This is a genomic window from Streptomyces sp. NPDC001220 (genome assembly GCF_053597895.1).
On the sequence record NZ_JBSFJE010000003.1, the window covers coordinates 1 to 18,814 of the forward strand.

The 18,814-nt window shown below is 71.0% G+C and carries 16 protein-coding genes; 12 read left to right on the forward strand and 4 right to left on the reverse strand.

The features are described from left to right. Positions 1–130 precede the first annotated feature (130 nt). The 3 genes from ACWDGI_RS08040 to rhaI form a co-directional block, all read right to left on the reverse strand. Positions 131–1,576 carry a rhamnulokinase gene (locus tag ACWDGI_RS08040; protein ID WP_450756540.1) on the reverse strand — a complete coding sequence of 482 codons (1,446 nt, stop codon included), beginning with the start codon at positions 1,574–1,576 and terminating at the stop codon, positions 131–133. Further along, entirely contained in the window at positions 1,573–3,612 is a 2,040-nt protein-coding gene (locus ACWDGI_RS08045) for a bifunctional aldolase/short-chain dehydrogenase (RefSeq protein ID WP_450756542.1), read from the reverse strand. Before ACWDGI_RS08045 ends, ACWDGI_RS08040 begins: the two co-directional genes overlap by 4 nt. A gap of 118 nt (positions 3,613–3,730) precedes the next feature. Beyond that, entirely contained in the window at positions 3,731–4,891 is a 1,161-nt protein-coding gene (rhaI, locus tag ACWDGI_RS08050) for an L-rhamnose isomerase (protein ID WP_450756544.1), read from the reverse strand. A gap of 256 nt (positions 4,892–5,147) precedes the next feature. Here rhaI and ACWDGI_RS08055 point away from each other — a divergent pair, with 256 nt between their 5' ends. From ACWDGI_RS08055 to sigJ (ACWDGI_RS08110), 12 genes are all read left to right on the forward strand, one after another. After that, positions 5,148–6,665 carry a sugar ABC transporter ATP-binding protein gene (locus ACWDGI_RS08055; protein WP_450756546.1) on the forward strand — a complete coding sequence of 506 codons (1,518 nt, stop codon included), beginning with the start codon at positions 5,148–5,150 and terminating at the stop codon, positions 6,663–6,665. A gap of 28 nt (positions 6,666–6,693) precedes the next feature. Beyond that, the gene (locus ACWDGI_RS08060) at positions 6,694–7,767 is read left to right on the forward strand and encodes an ABC transporter permease (RefSeq protein WP_450756548.1); all 1,074 of its coding nucleotides are present in this window, start codon (positions 6,694–6,696) and stop codon (positions 7,765–7,767) included. Continuing rightward, positions 7,760–8,737 (forward strand): ABC transporter permease, encoded by a 978-nt coding sequence (locus ACWDGI_RS08065; protein ID WP_450756550.1) that lies wholly within the window; start codon positions 7,760–7,762, stop codon positions 8,735–8,737. The genes ACWDGI_RS08060 and ACWDGI_RS08065 overlap by 8 nt, the downstream gene beginning before the upstream one ends. 90 nt (positions 8,738–8,827) lie before the next feature. Beyond that, a complete protein-coding gene (gene rhaS, locus ACWDGI_RS08070; RefSeq protein WP_450756552.1) occupies positions 8,828–9,910 on the forward strand; it encodes a rhamnose ABC transporter substrate-binding protein in 1,083 nt (360 codons plus the stop codon). Between the two features lie 17 nt (positions 9,911–9,927). Then, the gene (locus ACWDGI_RS08075; protein ID WP_450756554.1) at positions 9,928–10,248 is read left to right on the forward strand and encodes an L-rhamnose mutarotase; all 321 of its coding nucleotides are present in this window, start codon (positions 9,928–9,930) and stop codon (positions 10,246–10,248) included. Between the two features lie 26 nt (positions 10,249–10,274). Continuing rightward, positions 10,275–11,687 carry a BNR repeat-containing protein gene (locus ACWDGI_RS08080; protein ID WP_450756556.1) on the forward strand — a complete coding sequence of 471 codons (1,413 nt, stop codon included), beginning with the start codon at positions 10,275–10,277 and terminating at the stop codon, positions 11,685–11,687. Between the two features lie 101 nt (positions 11,688–11,788). Continuing rightward, complete coding sequence (locus tag ACWDGI_RS08085; RefSeq protein WP_450756558.1) at positions 11,789–12,814, forward strand: LacI family DNA-binding transcriptional regulator; 1,026 nt, start codon at positions 11,789–11,791, stop codon at positions 12,812–12,814. A 97-nt stretch (positions 12,815–12,911) separates the two neighbouring features. Beyond that, complete coding sequence (locus tag ACWDGI_RS08090; protein ID WP_450756560.1) at positions 12,912–14,213, forward strand: alpha/beta fold hydrolase; 1,302 nt, start codon at positions 12,912–12,914, stop codon at positions 14,211–14,213. Positions 14,214–14,325: 112 nt separating this feature from the next. Further along, on the forward strand, positions 14,326–15,219 hold the full coding sequence (gene sigJ / locus ACWDGI_RS08095) for an RNA polymerase sigma factor SigJ (RefSeq protein WP_450756562.1): 894 nt from the start codon (positions 14,326–14,328) through the stop codon (positions 15,217–15,219). Between the two features lie 155 nt (positions 15,220–15,374). After that, the gene (locus ACWDGI_RS08100) at positions 15,375–16,073 is read left to right on the forward strand and encodes an NAD(P)-dependent oxidoreductase (protein ID WP_450756564.1); all 699 of its coding nucleotides are present in this window, start codon (positions 15,375–15,377) and stop codon (positions 16,071–16,073) included. 38 nt (positions 16,074–16,111) lie between these two features. Next, positions 16,112–16,576 carry a cupin domain-containing protein gene (locus ACWDGI_RS08105; RefSeq protein ID WP_450756566.1) on the forward strand — a complete coding sequence of 155 codons (465 nt, stop codon included), beginning with the start codon at positions 16,112–16,114 and terminating at the stop codon, positions 16,574–16,576. Between the two features lie 40 nt (positions 16,577–16,616). Further along, positions 16,617–17,627 carry an RNA polymerase sigma factor SigJ gene (sigJ, locus tag ACWDGI_RS08110; RefSeq protein ID WP_450756568.1) on the forward strand — a complete coding sequence of 337 codons (1,011 nt, stop codon included), beginning with the start codon at positions 16,617–16,619 and terminating at the stop codon, positions 17,625–17,627. On the opposite strand, the gene ACWDGI_RS08115 is transcribed toward sigJ (ACWDGI_RS08110), so the two are convergent. Then, complete coding sequence (locus tag ACWDGI_RS08115) at positions 17,621–18,703, reverse strand: aldo/keto reductase (protein WP_450756570.1); 1,083 nt, start codon at positions 18,701–18,703, stop codon at positions 17,621–17,623. The genes sigJ (ACWDGI_RS08110) and ACWDGI_RS08115 overlap by 7 nt on opposite strands. Positions 18,704–18,814: the final 111 nt, after the last annotated feature.

Below are 18,814 nucleotides of genomic sequence, written 5' to 3' on the forward strand. Positions count from 1 at the left end.
CGGCCGGTGTCCGGATACAGCGTGTCGTTGACACAGGTCAGGAACAGGGCGACACGCATCACGGCTCCTCGCGGTCGATCATCGGATGAGTGCAGAGTAATGGGCCGGTGCGGTCAGCGGGAGTCCCGGTTCACCGTGTGGCGAGTCGTGCCTCTGCCGCCGCCCAGCGGGCGGTGCCGCCGCGCGGTGTGTACCGGGTGAGCGGCTGGGTGCGCGTGAGCAGCCGCCGCAGGTCGGCCAGGTCGCCGACCAGACCGTGCGCACGGGCCTGGACCAGCACGTTCCCGAGGGCCGCCGCCTCCGTCGGACCCGCCACCACCGGCAGCCCGCAGGCGTCGGCGGTGAGCTGACAGAGCAGCGTGTTGCGGGTACCACCGCCCACCACGTACACCGTGTCCACCGGGTGATCGGCGAGCCGCTGTGCGTCGGTGACCGCCCGCCGGTGGGCGAGCGCCAGGGAGTCGAGAATGCACCGGGTGATCTCGCCGGGAGTCCGCGGCACCGGCTGCCCGGACGCCCGGCACGTCTCGGCGATCCGCTCCGGCATCCGGCCGGGGGCCAGGAAGGCCGCGTCCCCCGCGTCCACCACCGACCGCAGTGCCGGCACGCCGGCCGCCTCCCCCAGCAGCCCGCCCAGATCCGGGTCGCCCCAGGCCCGTACGCACTCCTGGAGCAGCCACAAACCCGTGATGTTGCGCAGGTAGCGGACCGTGCCGTCCAGCCCCAGCTCGTTGGTGAAGTTGGCGGCCCGGCTCTCCTCGGTCAGCACGGGCGCGGCCAGTTCGAGCCCGGCCAGCGACCAGGTGCCGGTGCAGATGTAGGCGAACCGCTCACCTACCGCCGGTACGGCGGCCACCGCCGACGCGGTGTCGTGCGAGCCGACCGCGGTCACCGGCACCGGCCCGCCGAGCCCCGTCTCCTCGAGGACCTCGGGCCGCAACACCCCGGCCGGATCCCCGGGCCGCCGCAGCGGCGCGAACAACCCGAGGTCGATCCCCAGCCGGTCCGCCACCTCGTACGACCAGTCGCGCGTCCGGGGATCGATCAGCTGGGTGGTGGAGGCATTGGTCAGCTCGGTGCCCTGCTCGCCGGTCAGCCAGTACGACAGCAGGTCGGGGATGAGCAACAGCCGCTCGGCTTGGGCGAACTGGGCACTCGAACGCGCCGCCGCCAACTGGTAGAGGGTGTTGAAGGGTGCGTACTGGAGCCCGGTGCGGGTGTACAGCTCCGCCGCCGGCAGGGTCGCCCACACCTTCTCGGCGACGCCCTCCGTGCGGGCGTCCCGGTAGTGCACCGGGTTGCCGAGCAGCGCTCCGTCGGCGTCCAGCAGCCCGTAGTCCACGGCCCAGCTGTCGAGTCCGACGGAGTCCACCGGTCCCGCCGCCCGCAGCCCCTCCAGCACCCCGGCGTACAGGGCGAGTACGTCCCAGCGCAGCCCCTCCGGCACCCGTACCGGCCGGTTGGCGAACCGGTGTGCCTCGGTCAGTTCGAGCGAGTCCGGGCCCACCCGGCCGACCATGACCCGGCCGCTGGACGCGCCGAGGTCGACCGCCGCACAGGACCTGGAGCCGGTCATCGCAGGAACGCGGCCGCGACACCCGCGTCGACGGGCACATGCAACCCGGTGGTGTGGGTCAGCTCCCCGCCCGTCAGCGCGAACACCGCGTTCGCCACGTGCTCGGGCAGCACCTCACGCTTGAGGATGGTCCGCTGCGCGTAGAACTCGCCCAGCTTCGACTCCTCCACCCCGTACACGGCGGCCCGCTGCGCCCCCCACCCCCCGGCGAAGATCCCGGACCCGCGCACCACACCATCGGGGTTCACCCCGTTGACCCGGATCCCGTGCTCGCCCAGCTCGGCTGCCAGCAGCCGCACCTGATGGGCCTGGTCGGCCTTGGTGGCCGAGTAGGCGATGTTGTTGGGCCCGGCGAACACGGCGTTCTTCGAGGCGATGTAGACGATGTCACCGCCGAGCCGCTGGGCGATCATCACCCGGGCCGCCTCCCGCGACACCAGGAAGGAGCCGCGGGCCATGATGTCGTGCTGGAGGTCCCAGTCCTTCGCCGAAGTCTCCAGCAGGGGCTTGGAGATGGAGATCCCGGCGTTGTTGACGACGAGGTCGACCCCGCCGAAGGCCAGCACGGCGGCCCGGAAGGCGGCGGCGATCTGCTCCTCGTCCGTCACGTCGACGGTGACGGCGACGGCCCTGTCCGGCCCGCCGAGCTCCTCCGCGACGGCGGCGGCACCCTCGGCGTTGAGGTCGGCCACGACGACACAGGCCCCCTCGGCGGCGAGCCGGTGCGCGATGGCCTTCCCGATCCCGCTGCCGGCCCCCGTCACCAGCGCCACCCGGGTCGCCAGCGCCTTCGGCCCCGGCATCCGCCGGAGCTTGGCCTCCTCCAGCGCCCAGTACTCGATCCGGAACTTCTCCGACTCCTCGATCGGCGCGTACGCCGACACGGCCTCGGCGCCGCGCATCACATTGATCGCGTTGACGTAGAACTCGCCCGCGACCCGGGCCGTCTGCTTGTCCTTGCCGAAGCTGAACATGCCGACGCCGGGCACCAGCACGATCGCCGGGTCGGCGCCGCGCAGGGCGGGGGAGTCGGGCAGGGCGTGCCGCCGGTAGTAGGCGGCGTACTCCTCGCGGTAGGCGGAGTGCAGCTCCCGGAGCCGGGCGACGGTCTCGGCGAGGGGTGCGGTCGGCGGCAGGTCAAGGACGAGCGGCCGTACCTTCGTCCGCAGGAAGTGGTCCGGGCAGGACGTCCCCAGCGCGGCGAGCCGCGGGTGCTCGGCCCGGGCCAGGAAGTCGAGGACGACCTCGGCGTCGGTGAAGTGCCCCACCTGTGCCTTGTCCTGGGAGGCGAGGGCCCGTACGTACGGCGCGAGCGAGGCGGCCCGCTCCCGCCGCTCGGCCTCCGGCAGCGCGCCGTACCCCGCGACGACGGGCCCGAAGGGCTCCGGCCTGCCGCGCTCGGCGAGAAAGGCCTCGGCGGTGCGGATGATGTGGAGCGAGTTGCGCTCACACTCCTCGGAGGTGTCGCCCCAGGCGGTGATCCCGTGCCCGCCGAGGATGCACCCGACCGCCTGCGGGTTGGCGGCCTTCACGGCCGCGATGTCCAGCCCCAGCTGGAACCCGGGCCGTCGCCACGGCACCCACACCACCGAGTCCCCGAAGCACTCGGCGGTCAGCTTCTCCCCGTCGGCGGCACAGGCCAGCGCGATCCCGGAGTCCGGATGCAGATGATCGACGTGCGGGGCGTCCACGAGCCCGTGCATGGCGGTGTCGATGGAGGGAGCGGCTCCGCCCTTGCCGTGCAGGCAGTAGTCGAAGGCACCGACCATCTCGTCCTCGCGCTCGACACCCGGATAGACACCGGCGAGCGCCCGGAGCCGGTCGAGCCGCAGTACGGCGAGCCCCGACTCGGTGAGGGTGCCCAGGTCCCCACCGGACCCCTTCACCCACATCAGCTCGACATCACCACCCGTGACGGGATCGGCCGCGGTGCCTTTGGCGGAGGCGTTCCCGCCGGCGTAGTTGGTGTTCCGGGGATCGGCACCGAGCCGATGGGCACGAGCGAGGAGAGCGGCGGCTTCGGGATGGCTGGGCATGAAGGTTCCTGATCTCTCGAGATACGGGGGAGTGGCGCGCCCCTTCAGGGGCGCGGGGAACTGCGCGACCAGCCACATCCGGCCCGCAGCCCGAGACGAAACAGCTTAGAGCGGGCGGTTACGCACCCCACCCCGCCTGTTGCCCGCCAACCCGCTCGGCGACAACCTTCTCGGCCCACCCGGACCGGGCATACGCCGCGAGAGGGTCGGGGTCCAACCCCATCTCGGCCCGCACCTCCCGCAGCAACGGCCGCACATCCGTGTCATACGCATCCATCAGCACGGCATTCGCACCGAGCACATCCCCCGCGGCCTGAGCGGCGGCCAACGCGCCCCGGTCCACCAGCAGTGCCTTCGCCGTCGCCTCCTGCACGTTCATCACCGAGCGGATGATCGCCGGGATCTTCGCCTCGATGTTGTGACACTGGTCGAGCATGAAGGCCACCTCGGAGGTGAACCCGCCCCCGCCCACGACCTCGCACATGATCCGGAACAGCTGGAAGGGATCGGCGGACCCGACCATGAGGTCGTCGTCCGCGTAGAACCGCGAGTTGAAGTCGAACCCCCCGAGCTTCCCCTCCCGCAGCAGCGTGGCGACGATGAACTCGATGTTGGTGCCCGGCGCGTGGTGCCCGGTGTCGACGACGACCTGCGCCTTCGGCCCCAGCTTCAGGCAGTGGGCGTAGGCCGTGCCCCAGTCCGGTACGTCGGTCGTGTAGAAGGACGGCTCGAACAGCTTGTACTCCAGCAGCATCCGCTGCCCCTCACCCAGCCGCGCGTACACCTCGGCCAGCCCCTCCGCGAGCCGGTCCTGGCGCGCCCGGATGTCGTCCTGCCCGGGGTAGTTGGTGCCGTCCGCGAACCAGAGCTTCAGGTCGCGGGACCCCGTCGCGTCCATGATGTCGACGCACTCCAGCAGATGGCCGACGGCCTTGCGGCGCACCGCCGCGTCCGGATGGCAGATGCTGCCCAGCTTGTAGTCGTCGTCCTGGAAGGTGTTGGAGTTGATCGCCCCCAGCTTCAGCCCCTGCTTCCCGGCGTGCCCGGCCAGATCCGCGTAGTCGTCCACCCTGTCCCAGGGGATGTGCAACGCCACCGTCGGCGCGACCCCGGTCACCGCGTGGACCTGTGCCGCGTCGTCCAGCTTCTCCTTCGCCGAGCGCGGCACGCCCTGCTGGGCGAACACCTTGAAACGGGTCCCCGAGTTTCCGTACGCCCACGACGGCGTCTCGACGGCCTGGGTCTTCAGCGCGGCCTTCACCGCGGCGAGGTCGGTCACTTGGGAGCTCCTGGAGTATGTACGGTGAAACGATTCAGAACGGCAAAGTATGAGCCTCTCGAAGGGGTGTCAAGCACTCCGGCCAATCCGGTTTTCCGTGACTCGGCCGTGACCTTAGGCTATCGAAATTTTTTCGATACGGACCCATTGACGTGACATGCCCGTGGTGCCTACGGTCCCGGCAATCCAGTTGAAACCTTTCACGACGCTGTGGGGTCGGTGCCGACCGTCTCGCCGTGTCGTCGAGGAGCCATCCATGACCCACCCGTCCGACACGGGACCGGCCCCGGTGCTGGCGCTGCGGGACGTCTCCAGGTCCTTCGGCGCCGTCCGCGCCCTGCGGGACGTCTCCCTGGAGCTGTTCCCCGGCGAGGTGCACGCCCTCGCCGGGGAGAACGGCGCGGGCAAGTCGACGTTGATCAAGACCCTCGCCGGGGTGCACCGACCGGACACCGGTCAGGTACTGCTCGACGGTGAGCCCGTCGTCTTCCACGGCCCCGGCGACGCCCGCGACGCCGGAATCGCCGTGATCTACCAGGAACCCACGCTCTTCCCCGACCTGTCGATCGCCGAGAACATCTTCATGGGCCGGCAGCCCCGGCGGGCGCTGGGCCGGATCGACCACAAGGCCACCCGCGCGGCCACGGCCGCCCTGATGAAGCGGCTCGGCGTCGCCCTCGACCCCGACCGCCCCGCCCGCGGCCTGTCCATCGCGGACCAGCAGATCGTGGAGATCGCCAAGGCGCTCTCCTTCGACGCCCGGGTCCTGATCATGGACGAGCCGACGGCCGCCCTCACCGGCAGCGAGGTCGCCCGCCTCTTCGGTGTCGTCCGCACCCTGCGCGACCAGGGCGCCGCCGTGCTGTTCATCTCGCACCGGCTTGAGGAGATCTTCCAGATCTGCCGGCGGGTCACCACCCTCCGGGACGGCGCCCGGATCGCCAGCGAGCCCGTCGACGGCATGACCGAGGACGACCTGGTCCGCCGGATGGTCGGCCGCGACCTGGACGAGCTGTACCCCAAGCAGGACCTGCCGGTGGGCGAAGTCGCCCTCTCGGTACGGCGGCTGACCCGGGAGGGCGTCTTCACCGACATCTCCTTCGAGGTGCGCGCCGGTGAGATCGTCGGCCTCGCCGGGTTGGTCGGGGCCGGCCGCACCGAGGTCGCGCGGGCCGTGTTCGGCGTCGACCGCTGGGACGCGGGCGAGGTCGAGGTCAGGGGACGGAAGCTGACCAACGGTGCACCCTCCGTCGCGATGTCCGCCGGTCTCGCCCTGGTTCCCGAGGACCGGCGCGCCCAGGGCCTGGTGATGGACATGTCCATCGAGCGGAACATCGGCCTGACCGGACTGCGTACGACCGTCAGGGCCGGTCTGATGGACCGCGGCGCCGAGCGCAGCCGCTCCCTCGACTGGGCGGTGAAGCTCCAGGTGAAGTACGCCCGGATAGCCGACACCGTCAACACGCTCTCCGGCGGCAACCAGCAGAAGGTGGTCCTCGCCAAGTGGCTGGCGACCGGACCGAAGGTGCTGATCGTCGACGAACCGACCCGGGGCATCGACGTCGGTACGAAAGCCGAGGTCCACCGGCTCCTCGGCGAGTTGGCCGCCGACGGGGTCGCCGTCCTGATGATCTCCTCCGACCTGCCCGAGATCCTCGGCATGGCCGACCGCGTGCTGGTGATGCACGAGGGCCGGATCACCGCCGAGATCCCGCGCTCCGACGCCACCGAGGAAACCGTGATGGCCGCAGCGACCGGGAGGGCCGCCGCATGACGACCACCGCCGTGGGGAGGGCCGCCGCATGACGGTGACCACCTCCGAACAGACCTCCGTCGCCGAGACGCCCGAGTCCAGCGGGACCCGGCTCGTCGACCGTGTCTTCAAGATGCGCGAACTCGCCATCCTGGTCGTCTTCCTGGTGATGATCACCGTCACCCAGGCCGGCAACAGCCAGTTCCTCTCCCAGCAGGGCGTCAAGGACCTGCTGCTCAACGCGACCATCCTGGTGCTGGTCGCCACCGGCCAGTCCCTGGTGGTGATCACCAGGAACGTCGACCTGTCCGTCGGCTCCACGCTCGGCATCACCGCCTTCGCCGCCGGCGACTACCTGCACGGCGGCGGCGACACGGTCGTCGCGATCGTGCTGGCCGTGCTGCTCGGCGTCGGCTGCGGGCTGCTCAACGGCCTCCTCGTCAGCCTCGGCCAGGTACCCGCACTCGTCGTCACCCTCGGCACGCTGTACATCATCCGGGGCGTCGACTCCATCTGGGTCGGCTCCCGGCAGATCACGGCCGCCGATCTCCCCGGCGGGTTCAACGACTTCGGCTCGGGAGGGCTGTCGGCCGTCCCCTGGCTCGCGCTGATCGCCCTCGCCGTCCTGGTCGCCACCGCCTACTACCTCAGGCACTTCGGCAGCGGACGGGAGTTGTACGCCCTCGGCTCCAACCCGGAGGCGGCCCGGCTGGCCGGCATCCCGGTGCGCAAGCGGATCCTCACCGCCTACACCTTCTGCGGCGGACTCGCCGGACTGGCCGGGGCCATGTACCTGGCCCGTTTCGGCAACGTCGACTCCGGCACCGGCACCGGCTTCGAACTCACCGTCGTGAGCGCCGTGGTGGTCGGCGGCGTGGTCTTCACGGGCGGCTCCGGGAGCGTGTACGGCGCCGCACTGGGAGCGCTGCTGCTGACCTCCGTCAACAGCGTGCTGCCGGCCCTCGGGGTCAGCTCCGTGTGGGTTCTCGCCATCAACGGCTTCCTGCTGCTGCTCGCCATCGCCGTCGACCGGGTCGTGGCGCTGCGGGTGGCGGCCGCGCTGAAGAAGAAGTCGGCCCCCAAGAGGACCGCGATCAGCAAGGAGAGCACCAGCCATGCCTGAGTCCTTGACGCGTGCGATTCGCTGGGACACCGTCGTCGGCGCCCTGCTGGTCGTGCTGCTGTTGTTCTCCTTCGGCTTCGTGGACGGCTTCGGCAACTCGCTCAACCTGTCGTTCCTGATCGGCAACACGCTTCCGATCGCCCTGATCGCGCTGCCGATGACGCTGCTGGTCGTGGCCGGCGAGATCGACCTCTCGGTCGCCTCCACCGCCGGGCTCTCGGGCGCGGTCATGGGCAGGCTCTGGAACGAGGGCATGGCCATCGAGACGATCATCCCGCTCTGCCTGCTGCTGGGCGTGGTCTGCGGCCTGGTCAACGGTCTGCTGGTGACCCGGCTGGGCCTGCCGTCGCTGGCCGTCACCATCGGCACGCTCGCGGCCTACCGGGGCATCGCGCAGATCGTCCTCGGCTCGGACGCGGTCACCGACTTCCCCACGCAGTACCTCGACTTCGCGGCCGGCCGGCTCGGCGGCACGTTCCTGCCGCGGGCCTTCCTGCCGTTCCTGGTGCTGCTCGTGATCGCCGTGGTGGTGCTGCACGCCACGCCGTTCGGGCGGTCGCTGTTCGCGGTCGGGGCGAGCGAGGAGGCGGCGCGGTTCGCCGGGATCCGGGTGAAGCGGAACAAGCTGATCCTGTTCGTCGCCACCGGGTTGATGGCGTCCCTGACCGGGATCTTCTGGGCATTGCACTACGCCAGTGCGCGGTACGACAACGCGACCGGGCTGGAACTGAGCGTGGTGGCGGCCGTGTTGCTCGGTGGCATCGACTTCGACGGTGGCCGGGGCACGCTGGGCGGTGCGATCGCCGGGGTGTTTCTCCTCGGGGCGCTGCAGAACGTGATGAGCCTGCTGAACGTGTCCGCGCAGTCCCAGATCGTCGTCACCGGTGTGTTGCTCGTCGTCTCGGTGCTCGGGCCGCGGGTCGCCCGGCAGATCTCGTCGGCTCGGCACAGGGGTGCGAAGGCCGTCTGATTGCTGCGGGCCGCATGTGGCTGGTCGCGCAGTTCCTCGCGCCCCCAAGAAAGGGCGCTTCCACAGCCGTTACCGAAAAAGGAACCCGTCATGCGTAAGTCATCCCTCCGGCGTGCCTGTGTGACCCTCGCCGCCGTCTCCTCCCTCGCCCTCGCCGCCACCGCCTGCGGCGGTACGACCAAGAACAACTCCGGCGGTGACGAGTCGGCGGCGGCCACCTCCACCGCCAAAGCCGATCCGAACGCCGCCCTCAAGAAGGGGCTGACCGTCGGCTTCCTGCCCAAGCAGGTCAACAACCCCTACTTCACCTCCGCCGACAAGGGCGGCGAGAAGGCGCTCACCGAGCTGGGCTCCAAGTACAAGGAGGTCGGGCCCTCCAGCGCCACCGACACCTCCGGGCAGGTCTCCTACGTCAACACCCTCACCCAGCAGCAGGTCGACGCCATGGCGGTGTCCGCCCAGGACCCCGGCGCCCTGTGCACCGCGCTCAAGCAGGCCATGAGCAACGGGATCAAGGTCGTCACCTACGACTCCGACACCAACGCCGGCTGCCGCAACGCCTTCGTCTCGCAGGCCAGCGCCGAGGACCTCGGCCGTACCGAGGTGCAGCTGCTCGCCGAGCAGATCGGGTACAAGGGCGAGATCGCGATCCTGTCCGCCGCGCAGACCGCGACCAACCAGAACACCTGGATCGGGTACATGAGGGAGGAGCTGAAGGACCCGAAGTACAAGAACGTCAAGCTGGTCAAGGTCGCCTACGGCAACGACGACGCCCAGCAGTCCTTCCAGCAGACCCAGGGCCTGCTCCAGCAGTACCCGGACCTCAAGGGGATCATCTCCCCGACCACCGTCGGCATCAAGGCGGCCGCCCAGTACCTGTCCGGCTCCAAGTACAAGGGCAAGGTCGAGCTGACCGGGCTCGGCACGCCCAACGACATGCGTCAGTACGTCAAGAACGGCACCGTCGACGCCTTCGAGCTGTGGGACCCGGCCAAGCTCGGCGACCTCGCCGCCCGCACCGCCGTCGCCCTGTCCTCCGGGCAGATCACCGGCAAGGAGGGCGAGACCTTCAAGGCCGGCGACACCACGTACACCATCGGCAAGGACGGCGTGATCAACCTCGGCAAGCCGACCGTGTTCGACGCGAAGAACATCGACCAGTTCAACTTCTAGGACATCAGGGGGCGTTGATGCAGCGGGTCTGTTTCCTCCTCAAGGTCCGGCAGGACCGCATCGCCGAGTACCGGGAACGTCATGCCGCCGTGTGGCCGGAGATGCGCGCGGCGCTCTCCGCCACCGGCTGGCACAACTACTCGCTCTTCCTGCGCGACGACGGCCTGCTGGTCGGCTATCTGGAGACCGAGGACTTCGAGGCCGCCCGGGCCGGCATGGCGGAAACCGAGGTCAACGCCCGCTGGCAGGCCGACATGGGGCCCTTCTTCGAGTCGCCGGCCGGCACCCGGCCCGACGAGGCGATGAAACCGCTCACCGAAGTGTTCCACCTCGCCTGACCCGTCCCCTCGCCCAGGAGCCGCTCATGAGACGCCGTACCGTGCTCACCACCGCCATGCTGGCCGGCGTGGCAACGCCGGGCATCGCACGGGCCGCCGATCCCGGCCCCTCCGTCACCGAGCGGAGCACCAGCCGGCTCGACGCCCGGGCGGTCTACTTCGTCTCCTACGACGGCCTGGTCAACAACAACTCCTTCCAGAAGAACGGCCTGTTCACCTACAAGGGCCACCAGTACGCCGGCTGGTACACCTCGACCGGCGCCGCGGTGATCGGGCGCCGGGCGCCGGGCGGGTCGTCATGGGCGACCGTCACCCTCGACCACCGGCTGAAGGCCGACGACTCCCACAACGTCATCTCCATGGGCGTCTCCAGGGTCGACGGCCGCCTCCACATCAACATGGACTCCCACAGCGACGGCTTCTTCTACGTGAAGTCGGCCGCCGGGCTGCTGGACGACCCCAGTGCCACGGCGTGGACGCCGGCCGCCTTCGGGACCGTACAGACATCGCTGGACGGGGTGTCACCGACCTCGCAGTTCACCTACCCGCAGTTCGTCTCCACGCCCGAGGGGAGGCTTCAGCTCAGCTATCGGGTGGGGGTCTCCGGGAACGGCCGCAACGCGCTCGCCGAGTACGACGGTTCGCGCTGGACCGTGCTGGGGGAGTGGTCCGGCGCCGGCGGGACGTACACGAGCGAGCACGGCTCGTCGACCGCCCGGAACATGTATCTGCACGGCATCGACTACGACGTGAACGGACGACTGCACGCCTTCTTCACCTGGAGGGAGCAGAGCGGCACCGTGATGTGCGACGGCGGCGGCATCACCAACCACGACACCGGCTACGTCCACTCCACCGACCGTGGCCGCACCTGGCGCAACGACGCCGGCGCCCTGGTCGCCACCACCGGCACCCCGGACACGGTCACCGTCACCGACCCGGGCCTCGTCGTCGACCCGCTCGACCCGGACCACTCCCTGATGAACCAGGAGAGCCAGTGGACCGACTCCACGGGCCTGCCGCACGCGATCATCAGCTATGTGCCGGGCAGGTTCGGCCAGTGCACCACGAACTACGTCGGCGACCGCACCGCCAACGGCCGCGCCTTCCACGTCCGCAAGAACCCCTCCGGCACCTGGCAGAAGACCGAGATCCCGGTCGCCCTGAACTCCAGCCAGCGCACCAAGCTGGTCCTGGACAGGTACGACAACGCCTACGCGGTGTTGCCCTACGGCCGGATCGCCGGCGCGTCCAGGGCCTCCGGGTACACCGACTGGACACTGCTGTACGACGGCAGTGAGCTGAACGCCTTCGGCGAGGTCGTGACCGACGAGACGCGGGTCGGGGCGGAGCACGTGCTGTCGTTCATGTACCAGGAGAAGTCGAGCGGTACGACCCCCTCGGCGCTCCATGTCGTCGACTTCGCCCTGCCCGGCTGACCCGGGCCGGTGTGCGAGTCATGTCGTAATGTGAAGCTCTTCCGGACGTGCCCTTCCTCGCGGTGAAGGTGTCGTCCACGGTTCCCTGGAGGTCTCGCCCGATGGCCCAGTCGGTGGGTATCAAGGACGTCGCCCGCGCCGCCGGAGTCTCGGTGGGCACGGTCTCCAACGTCATCAACCGCCCGGACACCGTCGCCGGCGAGACCCGGGCGCGGGTGCAGTCGGCGATCGACCGGCTCGGCTACGTCCGCAGCGAGTCCGCGCGCCAGCTGCGCGCCGGCCGCAGCCGGATCATGGGCCTGCTCGTCCTCGACATGGGCAACCCCTTCTTCGTGGACGTGGCCCGGGGCGCCGAACGGGCGGCTCGGCAGGCCGGGGTCGGTGTGATGGTCTGCAACAGCGCCCAGAACGCCGGTGAGGAGGCCGACTACCTGGCGCTCTTCGCCGAACAGCGGGTGCGCGGTGTCCTGCTCACCCCGGCGGACGCGACCGGCCGCAACATCGAGACCTTCCGGCGGCACGGCATCCCGTTCGTGCTGGTCGACCGGGTCGCGGAGGGCACCACCGAGTGCTCGGTCAGCGTCGACGACGTGGCGGGCGGCGCGCTCGCGGTCCGTCATCTCGTCGACGCGGGGCATCGGTCCATCGCCTACGTCAGCGGGCCGCCCGGGCTCAACCAGGTCCGCGACCGGCGCACCGGCGCCCTGAACGCCCTCGCCGAGGCGGGCCTCGGGCCCGACGCGCTGCGCGAGCTGCCGACGGAGCGTCTCGACGTCGCGGCGGGGCGGGACGCGGGGGCCCGGCTGCTCGGCCTCGCCGACCGGCCCACCGCCGTGTTCTGCGCCAACGACCTGCTCGCCCTCGGTGTCCTGCAGGCCATGTACGCGGCAGGCGTGGTCGTCCCGGACGACCTGGCGATCGTCGGCTACGACGACATCGAGTTCGCCGCCGCGGCCGCCGTACCGCTGACCTCGGTACGCCAGCCGGCCGTGACCATGGGCGCCATGGCCGCCGAACTGCTCCTGGAGGAGACCGAGGAGCGCGAGGGGCAGGCGGCGCACGAGCACCGCCGGGTGGTGCTCCAGCCGGAACTGGTGGTGCGCCGCTCCAGCCTCGCCGCCCGCTGATCGGCTATTCAGTAACGATTTCATGATCCCGGGGGCGGCCGGGCCCTTGACGTGTGCTGAACTGGGTCGCGACCATCCGTCCGTCACGGGAGAAACGTTGAGCCTCAGCTACCGCCAGCCCGGCGTCGTCCTCACCGACCGCCACTTCACCGTCCCTCTGGACCACGCCGACCCTGACGGCGAGACCATCGAGCTGTACGGCCGGGAGGCGGTCGCGAGCGACAAGGCGGACGAGGAACTGCCCTGGCTGCTCTATCTGCAGGGCGGCCCGGGATTCGGGGCGAATCGTTTCGTCGGGCGGCAGGCCTGGCTCGACCGGGCCCTGCGGGAGTACCGCGTGCTGCTCCTCGACCAGCGCGGCACCGGCCGCTCCGCCCCGGTCAACCGGCAGACACTGCCGCTGCGCGGCGGCCCCGCCGCCCAGGCCGACCACCTGGCCCGCTTCCGCGCCGACTCGATCGTCCGGGACTGCGAGGCGATCCGTCCGCAGCTCACCGGCGGCGCCCCCTGGACCACCCTCGGCCAGAGCTTCGGCGGCTTCTGCACGGTGACCTACCTGTCGTTCTTCCCGGAGGGTCTCAGCACCTCCCTCATCACCGGCGGCCTGCCGTCCCTGGACGCGCACGCCGACGACGTCTACCGGGCCGCCTACCCGCGCATCGAACGCAAGGTCACCGCGCACTACGACCGCTACCCAATGGACGTCGAGCGGGTCCGGCGGATCGCCGGGCACCTCCTGGACCACCAGGTGGTCCTGCCGAACGGCTACCGGCTCACCGTGGAGGCCTTCCAGTCCCTCGGCCTGATGCTGGGCACGAGCGACGGCAGCCACCGCCTGCACTTCCTCCTGGAGGACGCCTTCGTCCGCACCCCGGCCGGCTCCGAACTCTCCGACGCCTTCCAGGAGCAGGCCCAGGTCCTGCTGTCGTACGCGAGCAACCCGCTCTACGCCCTCGTCCACGAGCCGCTCTACGGCCAGGACACCCGTCCCACCGCATGGGCGGCCGAGCGGGTGCGTGCCGAGTTCCCGCAGTTCGACGCCGCCAAGGCGCTCGCCGACGACGCCCCGGTGCTGTTCACCGGCGAGACCGTCCACCCCTGGGTGTTCGAGACCGACCCGGCCCTGCGCCCGCTGCGCGAGACCGCCGAACTGCTCGCCGCCCGCACCGACTGGCAGCCGCTGTACGACCCGGCGCGGCTCGCCGTCAACGAGGTCCCGGTCGCCGCCGCCGTCTACCACGACGACATGTACGTCGACGCCGGGCACTCGCTGCGGACCGCCCGGGCCGTCCGGGGCCTGCGCACCTGGGTCACCGACGAGTTCGAGCACGACGGACTGCGCGCCGGCGCCCCGCGGGTCCTGGACCGGCTCCTCGCGCTCGCCCGCGACGAGGTCTGACGCCCCGCGAAGGAGAACGCGGACAGGGGGTGTCCGCACCTCCTGGTAAGAAGGTGCGCGGGGAGGGCGCCCGGCCGTCGCCGCGCGCCCCGGCCGACGAACGGGGAGACGGATGAACGACACGGAACTGCTGGCCCGCCGCTTCCAGGAGCACCGCGACCGGCTGCGCGCGGTGGCCTACCGGATGCTCGGCTCGCTCGCCGAGGCCGAGGACGCGGTCCAGGAGACCTGGCTCAAGCTCGGCCGCACCGACGCGGAGGAGATCCGCAACCTCGGCGGCTGGCTGACCACGGTGGTCGGCCGGGTCTGCCTCGACATGCTGCGCTCCCGCACGGCCCGGCGCGAGCAGCCGATCGACGAGACGTTCGTCCCGGACCCGGTGGTCAGGCCGTTGTCGGAGGTGGACCCCGAGAAGGAGGCGGTGGAGGCCGACTCGGTGGGGATCGCCCTGCTGATCGTCCTGGAGACGCTGGAGCCCGCCGAGCGGCTGGCGTTCGTGCTGCACGACATGTTCGCGGTGCCCTTCGACGACATCGCGCCGATCGTGGAACGCGGTGCGGCGGCGACCCGCCAGCTGGCCAGCCGGGCCCGCCGCCGGGTGCAGGGGGCCAGCCCGTCGGCCGACCCGGACCTCGGCCGGCAGCGCCAGGCGCTGGAGGCCTTCCTCGCCGCCTCCCGGAGCGGCGACTTCGAGGCGCTGCTCGCGGTGCTCCACCCCGATGTGGTGCTGCGGGTGGACTCGGGCGCGCTGGTGCGGGGCGCGGCCGCGTCCAAGGTGCTGCGCGGGGCCCGGTCGGTGGCCGAAGGGGCGTTCACCTTCCGGCAGTTCTCGGTCTGGTCGCGGCTCGTGCTCGTCAACGGCACGGTCGGCGTGGTCACCATGCCCGAAGGCCGTCCGTTGTCGGTCTCGGCGGTCACCGTCGTGGACGGCCGCATCACCGAGATGTACATCCTCGCCGACCCGGCGCGGCTCGAACACCTGGACCTGCCCGCCCCGGAGATGTGATCCACGTCCCACCCGGCGGCGGGATGTCACACTCGTCGCCGTCGGGCCCCTCCCAGATGCAGGACCAGTCGGACGACTGCGCCGGATGCGCTCCCAGGCCACCGGCGGAGTCGTCCGCAGGAGACTGCGGGAGACTGCAGGAGAGGGGAAGAGACGTGAAACTCGTCGTATTCGGGGCGAACGGACCGACCGGGCGGCAGGTCACCGCGCAGGCGATCGCCGAAGGGCACACGGTCACCGCCGTCACCCGCCGCCCCGAGGAGTTCCCGCTCGGCGACGCGCGGCTCCGGGTGGCCGGCGCGGACGTGCTCGACCCCGTCGCGGTGGAACGCGCCGTGGCCGGGCAGGACGCGGTGATCTCGACGCTCGGGGTGCCCTACAGCCGAAAGCCCGTCACGGTGTACTCCCAGGGCGTCACCCGCATCACGCAGGCCATGACGAAGCACGGCGTCCGGCGCCTGGTCTGTGTGAGTTCGACCGTGCTCTTCGGCGTGGCGGCACCCGGCGAGACCTTCCTGTTCCGGAAGGTGGTCGAACCGTCCATCGCCCGCACCGTCGGGCGCACCGTGTACGAGGACATGCGGCGCATGGAGGGGATCGTGCGCGACGGCGATCACCGGTGGACCGTCGTCCGGCCCGCCGGTCTCTTCGACACCGACGCCGTCAGCTCCTACCAGGTCGCCACCTCGCGCCTGCCCGGCCGGTTCACCTCGCGCGCGGATCTGGGCAACGCCCTGCTGCGTGAGGCGGTCGACGATCGTCATGTGCACGCCTTCGTCGACGTGCGCACCTCGGAAGGCGTTCCGAGCATCCTCGACGTCATCCGGAAAGAGGCCTTCGGGGGCAGGAAGTGAACCCGGATCCGACCGGACCGCACCGGCAGGCCTCGCCCATGTCCGAAGACCGTTTCGTCCTGCTGGCGCCGGGTGCCGCCCGGCCCGGCAGGATCCCGCTGCCGCCCGCGTTCGCCGTCAAGGCGACGACCGAGGACACCGCGGGGCGGTTCTCGCTGCTGGAGGTGACCCTGGTCCAGGACATCCCGCTCCATGTCCACCGGCACGCGGACGAATGCGTGTACGTGCTGGACGGCGTCCTGGAGATCGAGTTCGACGACCGCGGGCACCGGGCGCCCAAGGGCGCGTTCGCGCTGCTCCCGCGTGGCGTCCCGCACGCCCTGCGTGGCGCCTCCGACCCGCCGCCCCGGATCCTGCAGGTCTCCGCGCCCGGCGGCTGGGAGAGGTATCTGGAGGACCTGATCGAGGCGGGGCCCGCCGTCCTCACCGAGGGGCGGCTGGACCCCGTCAAGGTCAACCCCATAGCGGCCAGGTACGACATCGGCTACGAGGAACAGAGCTGAACGCGTCGGACCGGAGGTCCGGGAGACAGGAGGGCGACGCATGACAGCCGAATCCGAGGAGACCCCGGCGACGGGCGGAGCGGGACCGGCCCGGGAGGTCCCGCCGGGCACCGCGGACCGGCGGGACGGCCCTCCGGACGCCGCGACCCGGCTCTTCGTCGACCACCGTGAGCTGTTGTTCTCCGTCGTCTACAACATGCTCGGCAGCGTCGCCGACACCGAGGACGTGCTCCAGGAGACCTGGCTGTCCTGGTCCGGCAAGAACCGTCGGGCGCCGTTGCCGGAGATCGGCAACCCGCGTGCCTATCTGGTCCGGATCGCGGTGAACCACGCGCTCGCCCGGCGGGCGGCCGTCGCCTCCCGGCGTGAGACGTACGTAGGTCCCTGGCTGCCCGAGCCCCTGGTCACCGGCGCCACCGCCGGCCTCGCCCCGGACGCCGCCGACCACACGGTCCGCTCCGACACGGTCTCCATGGCGATGCTGGTGGTGCTGGAGACCCTCACCCCGCTGGAACGGGCGGTGTTCGTCCTGCACGAGGTGTTCGGGTATCCCCACACCGAGATCGCCGGCATGCTCGACCGCAGCCCCGCCTCGGTACGCCAGCTCGCCCACCGGGCCCGCGCCCACGTGCACGCCCGCCGCCCCCGCTACCGCGCCCACCCCCGCGTCCGCCGGGAGGCGACCGAGCGGTTCGTCTCGGCCGCCCTCGGCGGGGACCTGCACGCGCTGATGGAGATCCTCGCCCCGGACGTGACGGTGTGGATCGACGGCGGGGGCGTGCGGCAGGGGGCCGGACTGCGCCCGGTGCACGGCCGGGAGAAGGCCGCCCGCATGCTGGCCGGCTACGCCACCCGGCGCGCCGGGGGCCTGGACGTGCAGTACCGCCGCGTCAACGGCGACGACGCGGCGGTGCTGTTCACGGATGACTCCCCGTACGCCGTGATGGTCATGGACCTCACCCCGGACGGCGACCAGGTCTCCGGCGTCTACGTGGTCACCAACCCGGCCAAGCTCACCCACGTACGAGCGGACGAGGACCCGGATCAGTAGCGCGCGGTGCTCTCCAGCAGCGGCGGATAGACCGGACTGGGCACCCCGTCGACCGTGGCGCCCCCGTACTTGAGCATCGCGCCGACCTGGCGGTTGAGGTCGTGGGGGAAGCCGAGGGCGGGGGCCGAGACCTCGTCCAGGCGGGCCGTCTGCTCCGGTGTCAGGTGTACGTCGAGGGCGGCGACGTTCGCCTCCAGATGGCCGAGCGTGCGCGGGCCGATCAGTGTGGAGGTGACGCCGGGGCGGTGCTGCACCCAGGACAGTGCCACGGCGGCGGGGCTCGCGCCGGCCTCCTCGGCGACGGACGCGAGCGCCTCGATCACGGTGAACTGGGCCTCGCTGGGCTGTCCGACGACCGCGGCCCGCCTGGCGTCGGCGGGTGCGGCCCGTCCGCGGCGGTACCTGCCGGACAGATAGCCGTTCTTGAGCGGGCTCCAGGGCAGCAGGCCCATCCCCGCGTCCTGGGCGAGCGGGATCAGCTCGCCCTCGATGGTGCGCTCCAGCAGCGAGTACTCCATCTGCAGGGCGGTCACCGGCGTCCAGCCGCGCAGCAGCGCCGTGGTGTGGGCCTTGGCCGTGAACCACGCCGGGGTGTCGGAGAAACCGATGTACCGGATCTTGCCGGCCGTCACCAGGTCGTCGAGGGTGCGCAGGGTCTCCTCGACGGGTGTGGCCCAGTCGTGGTTGTGCAGCCAGTACACGTCGACGTAGTCGGTGCGCAGCCGGCGCAGGGAGTCCTCCAGCTGGCCGACGATCGCCTTGCGGCCCGCGCCGCCGCCGTTGGGGTCGCCGAGGTGCAGGTTGCCGAAGAACTTGGTGGCGAGCACCAGGCGGTCGCGCCGGCCGGGGCGGGCGGCGAGGAAGTCGCCGAGGATCGCCTCCGAGTGGCCGTTGGTGTAGAAGTTGGCGGTGTCGACGAAGTTGCCGCCGAGGTCGAGATAGGTCTGGAGGATCTTCTCCGACTCCTCGACCGAGCAGCCGAAGCCGCCGTCCTCGCCGAAGTTCATCGCGCCGAGGCAGAAGGGGCTCACCTTGAGCCCGGAACGGCCGAGACCGACGTACGAGTCGAGTGCCATGAAATGCTCCGTGGAAGCTGTGTGGGGAATCCGGCCCTTCGAGCCAACCAGCCTGAGCTGCGGGAACGTTAGAGCGATCGCACCGGAGACGTGCACGATCCTGTCGAGTTT

Excerpts from the sequence above, each read along its gene's own strand:
- ACWDGI_RS08085 (WP_450756558.1), top strand. The coding sequence starts at position 11,789 with ATGGCCCAGTCGGTGGGTATCAAGGACGTCGCCCGCGCCGCCGGAGTC.
- ACWDGI_RS08105 (WP_450756566.1), top strand. The coding sequence starts at position 16,112 with ATGTCCGAAGACCGTTTCGTCCTGCTGGCGCCGGGTGCCGCCCGGCCC.
- sigJ (WP_450756568.1), top strand. The coding sequence starts at position 16,617 with ATGACAGCCGAATCCGAGGAGACCCCGGCGACGGGCGGAGCGGGACCG.
- ACWDGI_RS08040 (WP_450756540.1), bottom strand. The coding sequence starts at position 1,576 with ATGACCGGCTCCAGGTCCTGTGCGGCGGTCGACCTCGGCGCGTCCAGC.
- ACWDGI_RS08080 (WP_450756556.1), top strand. The coding sequence starts at position 10,275 with ATGAGACGCCGTACCGTGCTCACCACCGCCATGCTGGCCGGCGTGGCA.
- ACWDGI_RS08115 (WP_450756570.1), bottom strand. The coding sequence starts at position 18,703 with ATGGCACTCGACTCGTACGTCGGTCTCGGCCGTTCCGGGCTCAAGGTG.
- ACWDGI_RS08075 (WP_450756554.1), top strand. The coding sequence starts at position 9,928 with ATGCAGCGGGTCTGTTTCCTCCTCAAGGTCCGGCAGGACCGCATCGCC.
- rhaS (WP_450756552.1), top strand. The coding sequence starts at position 8,828 with ATGCGTAAGTCATCCCTCCGGCGTGCCTGTGTGACCCTCGCCGCCGTC.
- ACWDGI_RS08045 (WP_450756542.1), bottom strand. The coding sequence starts at position 3,612 with ATGCCCAGCCATCCCGAAGCCGCCGCTCTCCTCGCTCGTGCCCATCGG.
- ACWDGI_RS08065 (WP_450756550.1), top strand. The coding sequence starts at position 7,760 with ATGCCTGAGTCCTTGACGCGTGCGATTCGCTGGGACACCGTCGTCGGC.
- ACWDGI_RS08060 (WP_450756548.1), top strand. The coding sequence starts at position 6,694 with ATGACGGTGACCACCTCCGAACAGACCTCCGTCGCCGAGACGCCCGAG.
- sigJ (WP_450756562.1), top strand. The coding sequence starts at position 14,326 with ATGAACGACACGGAACTGCTGGCCCGCCGCTTCCAGGAGCACCGCGAC.
- ACWDGI_RS08055 (WP_450756546.1), top strand. The coding sequence starts at position 5,148 with ATGACCCACCCGTCCGACACGGGACCGGCCCCGGTGCTGGCGCTGCGG.